General features: G+C 40.7%; 20 protein-coding genes. 11 read left to right on the top strand and 9 right to left on the bottom strand.

All coding sequences use genetic code 11. The annotated features are described in order from the left end of the window. Positions 1 to 61: 61 nt before the first annotated feature. A complete protein-coding gene (locus OU792_RS06930; RefSeq protein ID WP_026946862.1) occupies positions 62 to 436 on the top strand; it encodes a co-chaperone GroES in 375 nt (124 codons plus the stop codon). A gap of 32 nt (positions 437 to 468) precedes the next feature. Here OU792_RS06930 and hemB read toward each other — a convergent pair whose 3' ends face one another. From hemB to rocD, 3 genes are all read right to left on the bottom strand, one after another. Then, positions 469 to 1,437 (bottom strand): porphobilinogen synthase, encoded by a 969-nt coding sequence (gene hemB, locus OU792_RS06925; RefSeq protein ID WP_134202819.1) that lies wholly within the window; start codon positions 1,435 to 1,437, stop codon positions 469 to 471. Positions 1,438 to 1,439: 2 nt separating this feature from the next. Beyond that, positions 1,440 to 2,087 carry an HAD family hydrolase gene (locus OU792_RS06920; RefSeq protein ID WP_274669816.1) on the bottom strand — a complete coding sequence of 216 codons (648 nt, stop codon included), beginning with the start codon at positions 2,085 to 2,087 and terminating at the stop codon, positions 1,440 to 1,442. A 68-nt stretch (positions 2,088 to 2,155) separates the two neighbouring features. Beyond that, complete coding sequence (rocD, locus tag OU792_RS06915; RefSeq protein ID WP_134202817.1) at positions 2,156 to 3,424, bottom strand: ornithine--oxo-acid transaminase; 1,269 nt, start codon at positions 3,422 to 3,424, stop codon at positions 2,156 to 2,158. Positions 3,425 to 3,496: 72 nt separating this feature from the next. Here rocD and OU792_RS06910 point away from each other — a divergent pair, with 72 nt between their 5' ends. The 9 genes from OU792_RS06910 to OU792_RS06870 all read left to right on the top strand — a co-directional run bounded on the left by OU792_RS06910 (position 3,497) and on the right by OU792_RS06870 (position 7,544). Then, positions 3,497 to 3,655: a DUF5522 domain-containing protein gene (locus OU792_RS06910; RefSeq protein WP_162142704.1), complete on the top strand. Its 159-nt coding sequence runs from the start codon at positions 3,497 to 3,499 to the stop codon at positions 3,653 to 3,655. Between the two features lie 103 nt (positions 3,656 to 3,758). Beyond that, positions 3,759 to 4,001, top strand: a complete 243-nt coding sequence (rpmB, locus tag OU792_RS06905; RefSeq protein WP_026946858.1) for a 50S ribosomal protein L28 — start codon at positions 3,759 to 3,761, stop codon at positions 3,999 to 4,001. Between the two features lie 29 nt (positions 4,002 to 4,030). Next, positions 4,031 to 4,213 (top strand): 50S ribosomal protein L33, encoded by a 183-nt coding sequence (rpmG, locus tag OU792_RS06900; protein ID WP_026946857.1) that lies wholly within the window; start codon positions 4,031 to 4,033, stop codon positions 4,211 to 4,213. Positions 4,214 to 4,246: 33 nt separating this feature from the next. Beyond that, the gene (locus tag OU792_RS06895; protein WP_081701440.1) at positions 4,247 to 4,399 is read left to right on the top strand and encodes a DUF4295 domain-containing protein; all 153 of its coding nucleotides are present in this window, start codon (positions 4,247 to 4,249) and stop codon (positions 4,397 to 4,399) included. A gap of 93 nt (positions 4,400 to 4,492) precedes the next feature. Next, positions 4,493 to 5,449, top strand: a complete 957-nt coding sequence (gene ftsY / locus OU792_RS06890) for a signal recognition particle-docking protein FtsY (protein ID WP_026946856.1) — start codon at positions 4,493 to 4,495, stop codon at positions 5,447 to 5,449. 117 nt (positions 5,450 to 5,566) lie between these two features. Beyond that, a complete protein-coding gene (locus OU792_RS06885; protein ID WP_026946855.1) occupies positions 5,567 to 6,415 on the top strand; it encodes an SPFH domain-containing protein in 849 nt (282 codons plus the stop codon). Positions 6,416 to 6,418: 3 nt separating this feature from the next. Further along, on the top strand, positions 6,419 to 6,919 hold the full coding sequence (locus tag OU792_RS06880; RefSeq protein WP_274669815.1) for a hypothetical protein: 501 nt from the start codon (positions 6,419 to 6,421) through the stop codon (positions 6,917 to 6,919). Beyond that, complete coding sequence (locus tag OU792_RS06875; protein WP_134202814.1) at positions 6,912 to 7,085, top strand: Arc family DNA-binding protein; 174 nt, start codon at positions 6,912 to 6,914, stop codon at positions 7,083 to 7,085. The genes OU792_RS06880 and OU792_RS06875 overlap by 8 nt, the downstream gene beginning before the upstream one ends. A 66-nt stretch (positions 7,086 to 7,151) precedes the next feature. Then, positions 7,152 to 7,544, top strand: coding sequence for a hypothetical protein (locus tag OU792_RS06870; protein ID WP_134202813.1), 393 nt, complete (start codon positions 7,152 to 7,154; stop codon positions 7,542 to 7,544). 26 nt (positions 7,545 to 7,570) lie between these two features. Here the strand turns inward: OU792_RS06870 and OU792_RS06865 are convergent, their stop codons facing one another. Continuing rightward, positions 7,571 to 9,046, bottom strand: coding sequence for a TolC family protein (locus OU792_RS06865; protein ID WP_026947169.1), 1,476 nt, complete (start codon positions 9,044 to 9,046; stop codon positions 7,571 to 7,573). A 154-nt stretch (positions 9,047 to 9,200) separates the two neighbouring features. Between OU792_RS06865 and OU792_RS06860 the strand changes: the two genes are divergently transcribed. Further along, on the top strand, positions 9,201 to 9,965 hold the full coding sequence (locus tag OU792_RS06860; RefSeq protein WP_274669876.1) for a class I SAM-dependent methyltransferase: 765 nt from the start codon (positions 9,201 to 9,203) through the stop codon (positions 9,963 to 9,965). On the opposite strand, the gene OU792_RS06855 is transcribed toward OU792_RS06860, so the two are convergent. Genes OU792_RS06855 through OU792_RS06835 form a run of 5 tightly spaced genes read right to left on the bottom strand, consistent with a single transcriptional unit; the run spans position 9,962 to position 14,186 of the window. After that, positions 9,962 to 10,924, bottom strand: a complete 963-nt coding sequence (locus OU792_RS06855) for a glycosyltransferase (RefSeq protein ID WP_026947171.1) — start codon at positions 10,922 to 10,924, stop codon at positions 9,962 to 9,964. The genes OU792_RS06860 and OU792_RS06855 overlap by 4 nt on opposite strands. Then, positions 10,924 to 11,886, bottom strand: coding sequence for a glycosyltransferase family 2 protein (locus OU792_RS06850; RefSeq protein WP_274669814.1), 963 nt, complete (start codon positions 11,884 to 11,886; stop codon positions 10,924 to 10,926). Before OU792_RS06850 ends, OU792_RS06855 begins: the two co-directional genes overlap by 1 nt. Position 11,887: 1 nt before the next feature. Continuing rightward, positions 11,888 to 12,436: a DUF4199 domain-containing protein gene (locus OU792_RS06845; protein WP_026947173.1), complete on the bottom strand. Its 549-nt coding sequence runs from the start codon at positions 12,434 to 12,436 to the stop codon at positions 11,888 to 11,890. Between the two features lie 6 nt (positions 12,437 to 12,442). Then, positions 12,443 to 12,955: a DUF4199 domain-containing protein gene (locus OU792_RS06840; RefSeq protein WP_134202808.1), complete on the bottom strand. Its 513-nt coding sequence runs from the start codon at positions 12,953 to 12,955 to the stop codon at positions 12,443 to 12,445. Next, complete coding sequence (locus OU792_RS06835) at positions 12,948 to 14,186, bottom strand: dihydroorotase (RefSeq protein ID WP_274669813.1); 1,239 nt, start codon at positions 14,184 to 14,186, stop codon at positions 12,948 to 12,950. Before OU792_RS06835 ends, OU792_RS06840 begins: the two co-directional genes overlap by 8 nt. Positions 14,187 to 14,350 lie beyond the last annotated feature (164 nt).

The raw sequence follows: 14,350 nt of genomic DNA, 5'->3' as shown, positions 1-14,350 counted from the left end.
AAAAGATGGCATCTGTATACAGTACAGGTGCCTCTTTTTTTGATTCAAATACCGATCTTCTATGCAACTGACAGCCGACAATAAATTGAAAAAAATAATAGTGGTTGGAGACCGGGTTCTGATCCGCCTCAAAAAGCCCAATGAAAAAACCTCTTCCGGACTCTACCTTCCTCCAGGAGTGCACGAGAAAGAAAAGGTTCAGCAAGGGTACATCATCAAAGCTGGTCCCGGATATCCGATTCCGATGCCTGTGGACGATCACGAGCCTTGGATGGACAGTGAAGAAAAGGTGAAATACGTACCGCTTCAAGCAAAAGAAGGTGATTTAGCCATCTTTCTACTCTCAGGAGCACATGAGGTGATGTACGAGGGAGAGAAATACTATATCGTTTCGCAAGGAGCTATTTTGATGCTAGAGCGAGAGCAAGATTTATAAAAAAAAGAGGCTCAAAAGCCTCTTTTTTGTTTTTATTTAAGAGAAGCAAACTCTTTGGCAAAGTAGGTCAATATGATTTTTGCCCCTGCACGCTTAATAGATGTCAGAACTTCTAGCATAGCTCGTTCTCCATCTATCCAGCCTTTTTCTGCTGAGGCCTTAATCATGCTATATTCACCGGAGACATTATAGGCAGCTATTGGTAGCGGGAAATTGTCTTGAAGAAGTTTAATAATGTCCAAATAACTCAGGGCAGGCTTCACCATCAAAAAATCAGCACCTTCCTCCATATCCAAATCTGCCTCAATTAAGGCTTCTTGACTATTTGCAGGATTCATTTGATAGGTCTTCTTGTCTCCAAACTTCGGAGCGGAATCCAAGGCATCCCGAAACGGTCCGTAAAAAGCACTGGCATACTTAGCCGTGTAAGACATGATCGAAACATCCGTGAATCCATGACTGTCCAACTCTTCGCGGATATAGCCTACACGACCATCCATCATATCAGAAGGACCTAAAATATCCACTCCAGCGTCAGCCTGAGCCAAGGACATTTTAGCTAAAATCTCCAAAGTCTCGTCATTCAGGATTTTTCCATTCTGCACGATCCCATCATGACCGTCAGAGCTATACGGATCCATGGCGACATCCGACATCAAGCAGATTTCAGGAAACTCCTTTTTGATCGCACGAAGCCCTTGAAGATAAAATGTCTCCGGATTGTAGCTTTCCTTAGCAAAGGGATCTTTCAATGATTCTGGATAAGCAGGAAAAACATCAAATGCCTGAATCCCCAGTTTCAGACAGGACTCTATCTCCAAAAGCATCTCATCGATGGAGAATCGATAAATTCCTGGCATGGAGTCAACCTCGATTTTCTTCTTTTGACCATCAATCAGGAAAAGAGGAAAGATCAAGTCTTTAGTGCTCAAAGATGTTTCTTCCACCAATTCACGAACTGATGCTGATTTTCGGTTTCTTCTTGGTCTACGGTATTGCATAATTATAGCGAATGAATTGCTTCGAATGAAAGTTTAGAATAATCCTCGATATATAAGTCACAGGTTGGCAAATCCTCTTTACCATGCGATGAAAGTACTCCAACCACTTTCATTCCTGCATTTTTTGCTGCCATGACTCCTGAGAAAGAATCCTCAAACACCACGCACCTATCCGGAGCTACTTCCAACTTGGACGCACTTTTTAAATATACTTCGGGGTCGGGCTTGTGTTTATTTACATGCTCGCTGGCAAAAGTAGATTCGAAGTGAGGGTATAAATTCAATTTCCCCGCAATCAATTCCAAGTTGAGTAAAGGAGCAGAAGTCGCCACACCAGTCTTAAAATTATTGGATTTCAGCATTGTCAAGAATTCCAAAAATCCAGGAATTGGGTCAATATGATGCTGATAAATCTCTCTGAAAAGCCCCTCTTTTTCATCTTCCAGTTCCAAAAGTTCTTGACCTTCAATTTTCCTACCCAAAAAATGGCTCAGAATGTAGGAGTTGTTTTTCCCATACATATGCTGAGCAAATTCCTCCTCGGTGGGGTATACATTTCTTTTCTCAAAAAAAATCCTAAACGCTTTAGAATGGTATGGATTGGTGTGACATATAACCCCATCCATATCGAAAATCACTGCTTGATTCATACTATTTTAAAAGAAAGGCCGCCATTCTTATCGAACAAAGCGGCCTTAGCATTTGATCTTTTATTCAATTAATTAAACTCGGCAATTACTCGCTCGATAATATCACAGCATTCATGAAGCTGCTCTTCAGTCATCACAAGCGGCGGAGCAAATCGAATGATATTTCCATGGGTTGGCTTAGCCAATAAACCATTCTCTGCAAGCTTTATACAAATATCCCAAGCAGTAGAACTATCCTCTGAATCGTTGATAACGACGGCATTAAGTAGCCCTTTGCCCCTCACTAGCTTGGCGATTGGGAATTTATCCACCATTTTTTGCATACGATCTCGGAAAATCTGTCCCAGTTTTCGAGCATTTTGAGCTAGCTTCTCATCTCTCACCACTTCAAGGGCAGCCATAGCTACTTTAGTACCGAGAGGATTACCACCAAAAGTGGATCCATGCTGTCCTGGCTTGATGACATCCATGACATCTCGATCTGCCAATACTGCAGAAACAGGATAAAAACCTCCCGAGATAGCTTTCCCTAGAATCAACATGTCTGGTTTGGTGTACGTGGACTGACGCTCACAGTGACCTTCACAGCTACAATTCCCACAGACTGCCAATAATGAGCCAGTGCGGGCAATACCTGTTTGGATTTCGTCTGCTATGAAAAGCACATTTTTCTCCTTACAAGCCTCTTTGGACTTTCGGATGAAATCTTCCGAAGGAGTATATACTCCAGCTTCCCCTTGAATTGGCTCGACCAAAAATGCAACAACTTCGGGGTCTTGAAGTGCCTCTTTTAGAGCATTGACGTCATCATACGGAATCTTTATAAATCCCGCTGTGTAGGGACCAAAGTTCTTTCGCGCATTAGCATCATTAGAGAATGAAATGATGGTCGTCGTCCGGCCATGGAAGTTATTTTCTGCAACAATAATTTTGGCTCGGTTTTCATCAACTCTCTTTCGCTCGTAGCCCCACTTTCGAGCAATTTTGATAGCGGTCTCCACACCTTCAGCCCCCGTATTCATCGGTAGGACTTTTTCAAAGCCGAAGTACTCGGTGATATACTTTTCAAACGGCCCTAATACATCATTATAGAATGCTCTAGATGTAAGTGTCAAAGTACCCGCTTGCTCGATTAGAGCATCCTTGATCCTAGGATGACAGTGTCCTTGATTGACCGCCGAATAAGCCGATAGAAAATCATAATATCTTTTTCCTTCTACATCCCAAAGAAAAACACCTTCCCCCTTTGTCAATACTACGGGCAGTGGATGATAATTATGAGCACCGTATTGGTCTTCAAGTTGGATTGCCTGCTTACTGGAAGTGATGGTCTGCATATCTTTTAGTAATTTTGGGATTGTATTAGAATTAGAAAGTTCAAATATACAAAATGCCCTATTGCCCGCGGAATGAAACCTGAAAAGAAAGCAAGCAATCCTCCTTCTTTAGAGCCCGGAGATTATTATTTTAATGAGCAGGGCTTGATGGTTTTTACAGAGAAATACCATCTCAAGCGGGGCTATTGTTGCGGAAGTGGGTGTAAGCATTGTCCTTTTCCAAAAAGCTGAGGATTTAACCAGAATATTTTCAGGGGCTTTATTGCTTATTCGCAAAAAGTTCCGATATTTGCAGACCAATTACAGAAACGCACATCCATTACGATACTGAATCATGGCAAAAGTTTGCGACATTACCGGAAAAAGACCTCAAGTGGGTAACAATGTGTCCCATGCTAATAACAAAACCAAGCGTAGATTTTATCCAAATCTACACAAGAAGACCTTCTACGTACCAGAAGAAGATGCTTGGATCACATTGAAAGTTAGCTCCAAGGCACTGAAGACGATCAACAAAAAAGGTATCTCTGCAGTATTGAAAGAAGCTCAGAATAAAGGGATGATCGTTATCAAATAATCATATCTCAGCGATAAACATTTAGAAAGATGGCTAAGAAAGGAAATAGAGTTCAGGTGATTTTGGAGTGCACAGAGCACAAGACATCCGGAATGCCAGGTACTTCTCGGTATATCACGACCAAGAACAGAAAGAATACAACAGAGCGATTGGAATTGAAAAAATTCAATCCTATTCTTAAGCGTGTGACCGTACACAAAGAAATTAAGTAATTCACAAGGAGCAATCCCTAACCCATATTCATCATGGCAAAGAAAGTAGTAGCAACCCTGAAAAAAGAAGGTGGTGTGACTTACGCCAAAGTTATCCGTGCTGTAAAGTCTGACAAAACCGGTGCTTATACCTTTAAAGAAGAAATGGTTCCTAGCACACTCGTGCAGGATACGTTGAAAAAATAAGTTGCCATCAGGCATATTTCATAGCAAAGTCCCTCTGTACTTCGGTCAGTAGGGACTTTTTTAGTATTTTTCAATTCATACAATCGAATCAACATGGGAATCTTTGGTTTTTTCTCAAAAGAAAAAAAAGAAAGCTTAGATCAAGGACTTCAAAAGTCGAGTCAATCCATCTTTTCAAAACTCAGTAAGGCAGTCGTAGGGAAATCCAAGGTGGACGAGGAGATCCTTGACGAACTCGAAGAGGTATTGATCACTTCCGATGTGGGAGTGGATACGACCATCAAAATCATTGAGCGGATCGAAGAACGGGTAGCTCGTGACAAATATGTCAATACGGAGGAACTCGACACCATTCTCCGAGAAGAAATCATTGGGCTTTTGGAAGAAAATCAATCCCAAGACTTTTTAGATTTTGACATTCCTCAAGATAAAAAGCCCTACGTCATCATGGTGGTTGGAGTCAATGGTGTTGGAAAAACTACCACAATAGGAAAATTAGCCAGCCTATTCAAAAATGCCGGAAAATCAGTGGTATTAGGCGCAGCCGATACTTTCCGTGCTGCGGCAGTGGACCAATTGATTCTATGGGGAAACAGAGTAGGTGTACCGGTAGTTTCTCATGGCATGAATACGGATCCAGCTTCCGTAGCTTTTGATACGGTCAAAAAAGGAAAGGAAGAAAATGCAGACGTAATCATCATTGACACCGCAGGAAGACTACATACCAAGGTAAACCTGATGAATGAACTCACCAAAATCAAGCGGGTGATGCAAAAATTCATCCCTGATGCTCCGCATGAGATACTATTGGTACTGGACGGATCAACAGGTCAAAATGCTTTTATCCAAGCAAAAGAGTTTACCAAAGCCACCGAAGTCACTTCTCTTGCCATTACCAAACTAGACGGCACAGCAAAAGGTGGCGTAGTCATCGGGATTTCTGATCAATTTAAAATCCCAGTAAAATATATCGGTGTAGGAGAAAAAGTAACTGACTTACAACTGTTTAACCGAAAGGAGTTTGTAGATTCTCTTTTCTCGAAGAAGTAATTTAACCCTTCAGACAAGCTATAAATCCCCGTTTTGGGGATTTTTTTTTGCCAAAATTTGAACCTTAAATTTTTTTTAGCGTAATTCAATGTGATATCAATTTAATATCATACTGAAATGGAAAAAATAACGAAACCCATCACTGGCTATTTGATCATCTTAATTGATCTTTTGATGATCCCGGCTGCAGTTTTCTCATTCCTCAATGAAATGCCGATTCTCGGAGTAATCTGCATTTTTCTTTTGATTTTGATCATTCCAGGCTTTTTCATCGTGGAGCCAAACAAATCCATGGTATTACTTCTCTTTGGTGAATACAAAGGGACCGTCAAAGCCAATGGCTTTTTCTGGGTAAACCCTTTTATGACCAAAAAGAAGATCTCTTTGAGGGTTAGAAACTTCGAAAACAAACCTTTGAAGGTTAATGACAAAATCGGTAATCCCGTCATGGTCGGAACTATCGTGGTGTGGCAAGTGGAAGATACTTTCAAAGCCACTTTTGATGTAGAAGACTATGAAAATTTCGTCCATCTCCAATCCGATGCAGCAGTTCGGAAAATGGCTGGACTTTATCCATATGATAATTTCGAAGATGAAGATGCCGAGATCACACTTCGATCTGGGGTCGAGGAAGTGAACCAATCTCTCGAGGAGGAAATATCTGAAAGACTACACCATGCTGGAATCAAAGTAATCGAAGCCAGAATTTCCCACCTTGCCTATGCGTCTGAAATCGCTTCGGCCATGCTACAAAGACAGCAAGCAACCGCAATTGTAGCAGCAAGACAAAAAATTGTAGAGGGTGCGGTTGGAATGGTTGAAATGGCACTCGAGGACTTAAAAGTCAAAGACATAATTGAATTTGATGAGGAGAAAAAAGCCACCATGGTGTCTAACCTAATGGTAGTTCTTTGCTCTGACAAGAGTGCAAGCCCGGTATTAAATGTTGGTACCCTGAATCAATAAGTCATGGCACATCAAATATTTCAGGAAAGCCAGAGTTATCGGGGCACTTGGATTATGTATTTGTTGCTCATGACTGAGTTACCCATCATTGTATTGGTACTTGTAATCATGCAGACCACTGATTCAGACCCGAATGAAACAGCTATGGGGATGGCAGTATTGGTTGGAGTGTCTGCTTTAGTCTTTATTCTGATGATGGCTATTCGCCTAGAAAGTAGAATAGACGAAAAAGGAGTCCATTATCGATTTTTTCCTTTTATCAATAAATGGAGAACGCTTCCAAAATCTCAAATCCGGAGCCTGAAAGTAATCAATTACTCGCCATTGACGGATTATGGAGGTTGGGGAATCAAAGGAAATAAAACAACAAAAGCCTTTAGCATCATCGGTGATATGGGGCTTCTAATAGACACAGGTGAGAAAAAGAAAATAATGATTGGCACTGGAAAAGAGTCAGAACTAAAGGCTTTTCTAAGATACTGGCAGGAGGAAAATAATGAGTAAGAAAAAGGCTTTTGCACTACGAATTAATGAGGATACCATGCAAGCGATTGAGAAATGGGCTGCGGATGAATTCCGCAGCACCAACGGTCAGCTGGAATGGATTATTCGCGAGGCACTCAAAAAGGCCGGGAGATTACCCAAAAACCATAAGTCATCCGAAGAATGAATTTTACCTGCTTTTTTATTTGATTGATGAAATTTGTAAATTCAGGTAAACTAACCAATAGAAATTATGAAACGATTTATCAAACTCATACTGCCCCTTTTTCTTTTGACGTTATTTGCAGTGCCCCAATTGGTACATGCTCAGAAATCAGAAATGACTAAGGAAGAAAAAGTTGCTGCCAAAGAAGAGCAAAAAGCAATGAAAGCGAAGGCCAATTATGAAAAGGCTAAAGAATCACTTGCTAAAAACGAGGAGAAACTCGCCAAAATGAAGGAAAAGCTTGAGAAGAGCAGAGCAAAATTTGATAAGAGTAATACGGGGGGTAAACTTTCTCCAAATGATGTTGCAAAATTGACTAAGAAAATTCAAAAAGAGGAAAAATCAATCGAAAAGCTCGAAAAAGACATCGAAAAACTAAAAGAAGAAATAGCTGAATATGAAGAAGAAGGCGGGTCTTAACCCGCCTTTTTTTTGACCTTTATCTTTTACTCAGCGGTATACAGTAGTTGATTTGTCTCAAAGTCATACAGCGTGAGCGCTCTCAATTCGTAATAAGCCAACCAAAAATCCCTCAATGCACTGAAATAAGCCCTTCGATTGGTATCTTTTTCATTTTGAGCAATGGAAAGATCAGTGATCGACACATTACCTGACTGATACCGCTTAATGGCGATTTCATACCGTCGCTGAGCCACTTCGTCAGATACTTTTGTCACTTGAAGACGCTCTTTGATCATTAGAAAGTTTTTGACTTTTGTGAAGATCTCCTGTTCGAAATTAATCTGATCCTGCTCCACGGTATATTCCACAAGCTGCTGATTTGCTTCTGCTTGAGCCATTCGCGCTTTATTTCTACCCCAATCCAAAACAGGTACCGAAAACCCTAAGCTGACCAAAGCCTGGGTGTTGGGGTTTTGATAAATATCAGGAAAGGTTAAAGCGGCATTGTTAAATCCATAGCTGGCATTTAGCTGTACGGCAAAGCGTTGTCCTTTTGCTTCCGCCAAAGCAGCCTCTGCCTCAATTTTCCTCCGTTGAAAAGCGAGTGCCTCTGCCCTATTTTGGAATGCCAGGGAAATGGCATTATCCACGTTTACATCAAAATCAGGCACATTCTCTGGCGATTCAAGCTGTATCAGTGTATTCGGATCTAAGCCGATAAATGAATTCACAGCAAGAGCTGAGCTTTCCAGGTCCAACTTTGCTTGTGCCAAATCCTGTCTCGCCTGAAGCACCTGAAGTTCTACCTGCAGAAGCTTATCCTCGAAAGTCGTTCCTAATTGATACCTCGCTTTCTCTATTTCAAAAATCTCCTCGGTGTTACTCAGATTTTGTGTCGCGATATCCACATTGGCCTGAGCAAGCAAATAATCAAAAAAGAGCTGACTGACGAAAAAAGAAACTTGTTCCATTTCCTGTACATACGCTCGCTTGCTTTCTTCAAAAAGCAAAGGCTGAATTTTTTTATCCCACTTGAAAGGATTGTATGCGAAAATTGGCTGCTGCAAGCGAATATTTACCGGTACACCGGACCAGCGAGTCTGCACATCATTTGGACTGGCCAAGAAATTATCAAATCGATTGGTTGAAGTATTTACTGAAATAACCCCTCCGGTAGGTGAAATTACCTGCTGAAGCCCCAACTCCAAGTCCATGAAGTTCTGCTGTACCTCAAGGAATTCGATAGATCCATCAGGCTGTGTAATGCTATTAAATGCCTGAGAATAGCTAGGAATTGTACCGTTCAATCGCAGTTGAGGATTGTAATTTGATCTAAAGAGTCTGTATTGCCAATATCTGTTTTCCTTTTGTGTTTTGGCACGAAGGGAAGCCGGTGATAGTTCCTTGGCACGCTGCACCATATCTTGAAGGGTGTAGGTTACCGTCTCTTGGGCTTTGGCTTCAAAAAAGGGGAAAGAAAAAATCCCCATTGAGAGTAGTAGGATAAATAATTTTTTCATGCAGTTAACTTAGGCGGTTGAAATAATTTAACTAAAATACTGATAGATATCTCAATTCCAAACCTACTCATCTTCATCTGATGCTAAAAAATGCTAAAACATTTTTTGGATGACTAGCTCACCAAAGCTTCGATAGCTAAATTGCAGCTCCATGATCAAAAACATCATTTCTTTCGTCATTCGCTACGTTCCCAGACCCTTTTTGCAACGTGTCAGCCCTTTGGCTATGAAATTTTTTGCCTGGAAAAATAAAGGTGATGCTGTCCAGTGTCCAGTATGCCAATCTCAATTCGGAAAGTTTTTGCCCTATGGAAGAAAGGCACGCGAAAATGCACTTTGCCCCAACTGCCTTTCATTAGAGCGGCATCGCTTGATGTGGCTTTTTCTTCAGGAAAAAACCAACTTCTTCACTGCCAATCTCCGCGTATTACATGTGGCTCCCGAACACTGCTTTTTGAAGCCCTTCGATTCGCTAAAAAACTTGGAATATATCACCGCGGATATTGAGTCTCCTTTGGCCAAGGTTAAAATGGATATTCATGATATTCCTTTCCCTGATGCCAGCTTTGATGTAGTGTTTTGCAATCATGTATTAGAGCACGTCGACGATGATATCAAGTCTTGTGCAGAGATCAACCGGGTTTTGAGGCCAAATGGCTGGGGAATCTTGCAATCGCCGGTATATGACCTCCCGGAAACTTTGGAAGATAAATCAATCACTGACCCGGCTGAAAGGGAGCGAATCTTTGGTCAGCGAGACCATGTAAGAAAGTATGGAAAGGACTATGCAGTGCGGTTGAGAAGGTCAGGATTACAAATTGAAGAGAATCAATTCGTCAAAAACCTTCCTGCTGAAATGGTTCAAAAGTTCGCTTTACCTCCTGATGAGACCATGTTTGTTTGTAAAAAGGGCGTTTAACCCTTTAAAAGCTTTCTAAAACCTTCGACAAGCAAGCCGGCCCCATAACCAGCCAATTGAAGAATGGAAGTTGCCATAGACAGCCCTCCTACTTTTAGGGACATGTATTGAAGACTTGCAAAAAAGAAGACCAAGGAAATCCAAATCAAAAAGACCAAGAGCAATACTGGAAAAATCGACCAGGAAAAAAGTCCTGAAACAAAGGTTAAAGCTAAGAATAACAAAAATGCAGAAGGTAATAAATGAACCAGCTTTACGGCATCTGGGTGATACCTCGACACATTAATCCGGTTCTGACCAAAGGAATAGGCTTGATTGAAAAATGACTTAAGAGTATTCTTTCGCTTATGAAATACAAAGGCTTCTTTGACTAGCTCGAGTTTAAATCCGGACTTCTTTATTCGAATACTCCATTCGATGTCTTCTCCACGATTCGGATCCACAAAGCCTTTTGTCTCTTCAAAAACTTGTCTCGATACGCCCATATTAAACCCTCTCGCTTGGTAAGAAGCTGGGTTTTTCATTTTTCCACGAATCCCTCCTGTCGTCAAGAAAGAGGTCATGGCAAAATCCATGGCCTTTTGCAAAGTTGAAAAACTGGATTCGGCCGTATCAGGACCTCCAAAAGCGTCTAAATTTCTCGACTCAATTGCCATCTTGAGTTTTTCGAGGTAATCTTTGGGAACAATTACATCCGAATCAAAAATGACATAGAAAGAGCCTTTAGCTTCTTGCATTCCGTGATTCCTAGCAAAGCCCTGACCTTGATTCTCTTGATAGAGGTAATGGATAGTTAGCTTTTCTTTAAATGAATCACATACCGACTCAGATGTCAGCGATGAACCATCCTCAATGACAATCACCTCAAAATCTTGGAAAGATTGGACCGAAAGTGAGTCCAAAAGCTCCCGAAGTTCTTCAGGGCGATTGTAAACTGGAATGATTACCGAAAAAAACATCAATAGTCAAAATTGATTTCTTCGTCTATTTTGTACTCTGATTCTTTGGATTGGTTTGAAGTCATCAACTCCGCAATAAATCCGGTAACAAACAATTGGACCCCAATGATCAATGCCACCAATGCTAAAAAGAAAAGCGGTTGATCTACGATTTCACGCACTTCTAAACCCTTTTTCAGACCATAAATCTTCTGAAAAATAAGCCAGCAAGTGATCAAGAAACCAGAAACAAAAGAAAGCGTACCCAGGAGCCCGAAAAAGTGCATGGGTTTCTTTTTGTATCGATGTACAAATGAAACTGAAATCAAGTCCAGAAAACCATTGAGAAATCGCTCGATCCCAAACTTTGAGACACCATATTTTCGGGCTTGATGTTGGACCACCTTTTCACCTATTTTCCCAAACCCATTCCACTTGGCTAGAAGGGGGATATAGCGGTGCATTTCTCCGTAGACCTGAATATTTTTGACGACTTTTAATTTATAAGCTTTTAGCCCACAATTAAAATCATGCAGCTTGATTCCAGAAATCCATCGTGTCACTGCATTAAAGAAGCGGGAAGGTATTGTCTTGGTGATTGGATCGTGACGCTCTTTTTTCCAGCCTGAGACGACATCATAGCCTTGCTCATGAATCATATGATAGAGTTCAGGAATCTCATCCGGACTATCCTGAAGGTCTGCGTCTAGGGTGATGACAACTTTACCTTGTGCCTTTTTGAAGCCAGCATCCAGTGCAGCTGACTTTCCATAATTTCGGGTAAAATTGATTCCTTTGATATTCCCATTGTCTTCAGACAAGCGGCTTATTTCAGCCCAAGAGTCATCTGTACTTCCGTCATTGACCAAAATAATTTCATAAGAAAAGCCGTGATCGTTCATGACACGGCTAATCCATTGAGTCAATTCTGAAAGGGATTCCTCCTCGTTAAATACAGGAACAACCGCCGAAATTTGCAACATATCAGTAATCCAGTGATTTATCTTTTTTCTTTAGAATAGCACCCGTGATAAGGGAAAGAATTGCATAAAATATAAGAGCGAAGCCAAAGCTTTTAATTTGCCCCATTAAAGAGAACCCATCTGAAATGGAATTCCTCATTTCGTCCAATTGCTCAGCAGACATCGAATCTGCGGAGGCACCAAAACTTTCCATCATTTCTAAAGTATTTTCCACAGATTGCTCTGCAAGAACAGAAGGCAATGCAGGGTCAATTACTTGATAAAGCAGTATTCCTCCTATAATGGAGATTAATCCAGCAACCACCATGGTGATGAAAGAAAAATTGAAGGCCACGCCAAAGGTCATGAATCCACCTAATTCAGCCCGGTACTGTCTGCCGAAGAAGATAACCAATACGAAGAATATGGCAAGAGCCACAAGTCCAAACCAACCCGCTACAAGGAGGCTAGAGTCAATAAAATATACCAGAAACGTAAGTGCAACAGAAACTAAGCCAATGGTAAGACCTGGTCTTACGGCAGCTTGAAAAGGAGTTTGTTTTTCTTCCATAGTCATTTAATTGGGGTTTTTCCTGAAAATAATAGAAATAATAATGGTAAAAAACAGTCCGGGGACTATTTTCCAAATTCCATCGTTGATCGCAATGTCAATCGAAGCCATTTCTTGAATACTTTTTTGGGTTGCTTGAAAGGACTCTTCCCCTACTTGAGTAATGATAGTATCCTTACTTTGCTCCATAACCTGAATTTTTGAGGCCTTTATAACTTCAAAAAGATCGGGAAAAAGAACTAAAATAATCCAAATCCCCAAAGCAGAGATAATAGCAATCAGCATGTACGTCACGAAACCTACTGACATTCCTTCCGCAAAGGAAAGATAGCCATTATTAGAGTAATCTTTAAAAAACCTCAAGGCCAAGAAAATGGAAACTGGAGTGATGATGTATCCAAAAATCAAATTCAGATTTGTCGGGTCTGGCTGAACCCAAGCTAAAAATCCAAAGGAAATTAAGCTTAGAATTCCTCCCAAGGTTCCAAACTGATAAGCAGAACTGAGGTATTTATTCATTGATTTTCAGTATGTTACCTTCATATATTCTATATTTGACCTTTCCGAGTAACTCTTTGCCAAACCATGGATTATTAGAAGCTAAAGAATGATTGGAGTCCTCGTTGTATATCCATTTTTCCTTTGGATCGAAAATCGTAAAACCCCGAGAAATCTTTGAATCAAGTACTTTTGCTGGTCCAGTGGTTATTTTTTCTAATAATAATTCCCAACCTAGCTCTTCTTGCAATTGATTTAGCGCAGGCAAAAAAGTCTGCAATCCTGTCATACCAAAAGCGGCTAGATCAAACTCCATAAATTTCGAATCGAAATCTTCAGGTTGATGATTGGAGACCAAAGCATCAATGGTTCCATCCTTCAAACCTTCAATCAATGCGTCTCTATCTTCTTTCTCTCGAAATGGGGGGTTGACCTTTAGGTTTGGATCAAAATCAAATAAATCCTGATCATTAAAAATCAATTGATAGATAGAGACATCAGCTGTAATATTCAAACCTTCCTTTTTGGCTTGCTTTATCAGGTCGACTGACTTTGCAGTACTGATAGTTTGAAAATGTACACGTCCACCTGCATATCGAAGTAATTCTAGATTTCTTTGAATTGCTACCTCTTCTGCAAGCCTTGGAATTCCTTTCATCCCTAATTGGGTAGAAACTTCCCCTTCGTGCATCTGACCAAATATTGCTAGTAAAGGATCATAAGTATGATCAAAAAGAATCCCGTTGACACGTTGTAAATATTGGACAATCTTGAGGTAGCGATCACTATTGGAAAGAGAGACCTTTCCCTCACCAAATATGGTGACCCCAGACTGGAAATGTAGATCCAAAATTTCTGTCAGATCTTCTCCTTGAGTACCTTTAGTAACTGCAGCTTGGGGTATGATTTCAACTGGAAAGGCTTTGGCCTTACTCAATAAGAAATCAACCAATCCCTTGTTTTCAATTACAGGATCTGTATTGGGAGTAAGAACAGCTGCCGAAAATCCAGAAACATGAAGGCTATTGCAAAGGCTCTCAATTGTTTCTTTATGTTCGTGACCCGGTTCTCCTGCACTTACTCTCAGATCAACCCAACCCTCAGAGCAAATCCAGCCATCAGCTATGATAGTCTCAGCTGGCGATGAGTCATAAGATCCAGCTGGAATAATCTCTCCATTATCAAAGATAAAGTCCCCAATTGTGGACTTTCCCTTGTGAACCCATCTCAACCCTTTAAATAATACAGCCATTCGATCGTGATTTGCTACAAAACTGCGACAATAATCCAAAAATGAAAAATAAATCTCCTAATCAGGAATGAATATTATCAGATTTCATTGATCACTAAAAGTGGGTTGTCCTAAAACCAAAAAACCCCAGCTGTTAGGCTGAGGTTTTGAATAATGAGGCGGCG

Source organism: Algoriphagus sp. NF, from assembly GCF_028823735.1.
GTDB classification, from domain to species: domain Bacteria; phylum Bacteroidota; class Bacteroidia; order Cytophagales; family Cyclobacteriaceae; genus Algoriphagus; species Algoriphagus marincola.
The sequence above is the reverse complement of the archived record's forward strand: the minus strand, read 5'-3'. Positions and strand labels throughout refer to the sequence as shown.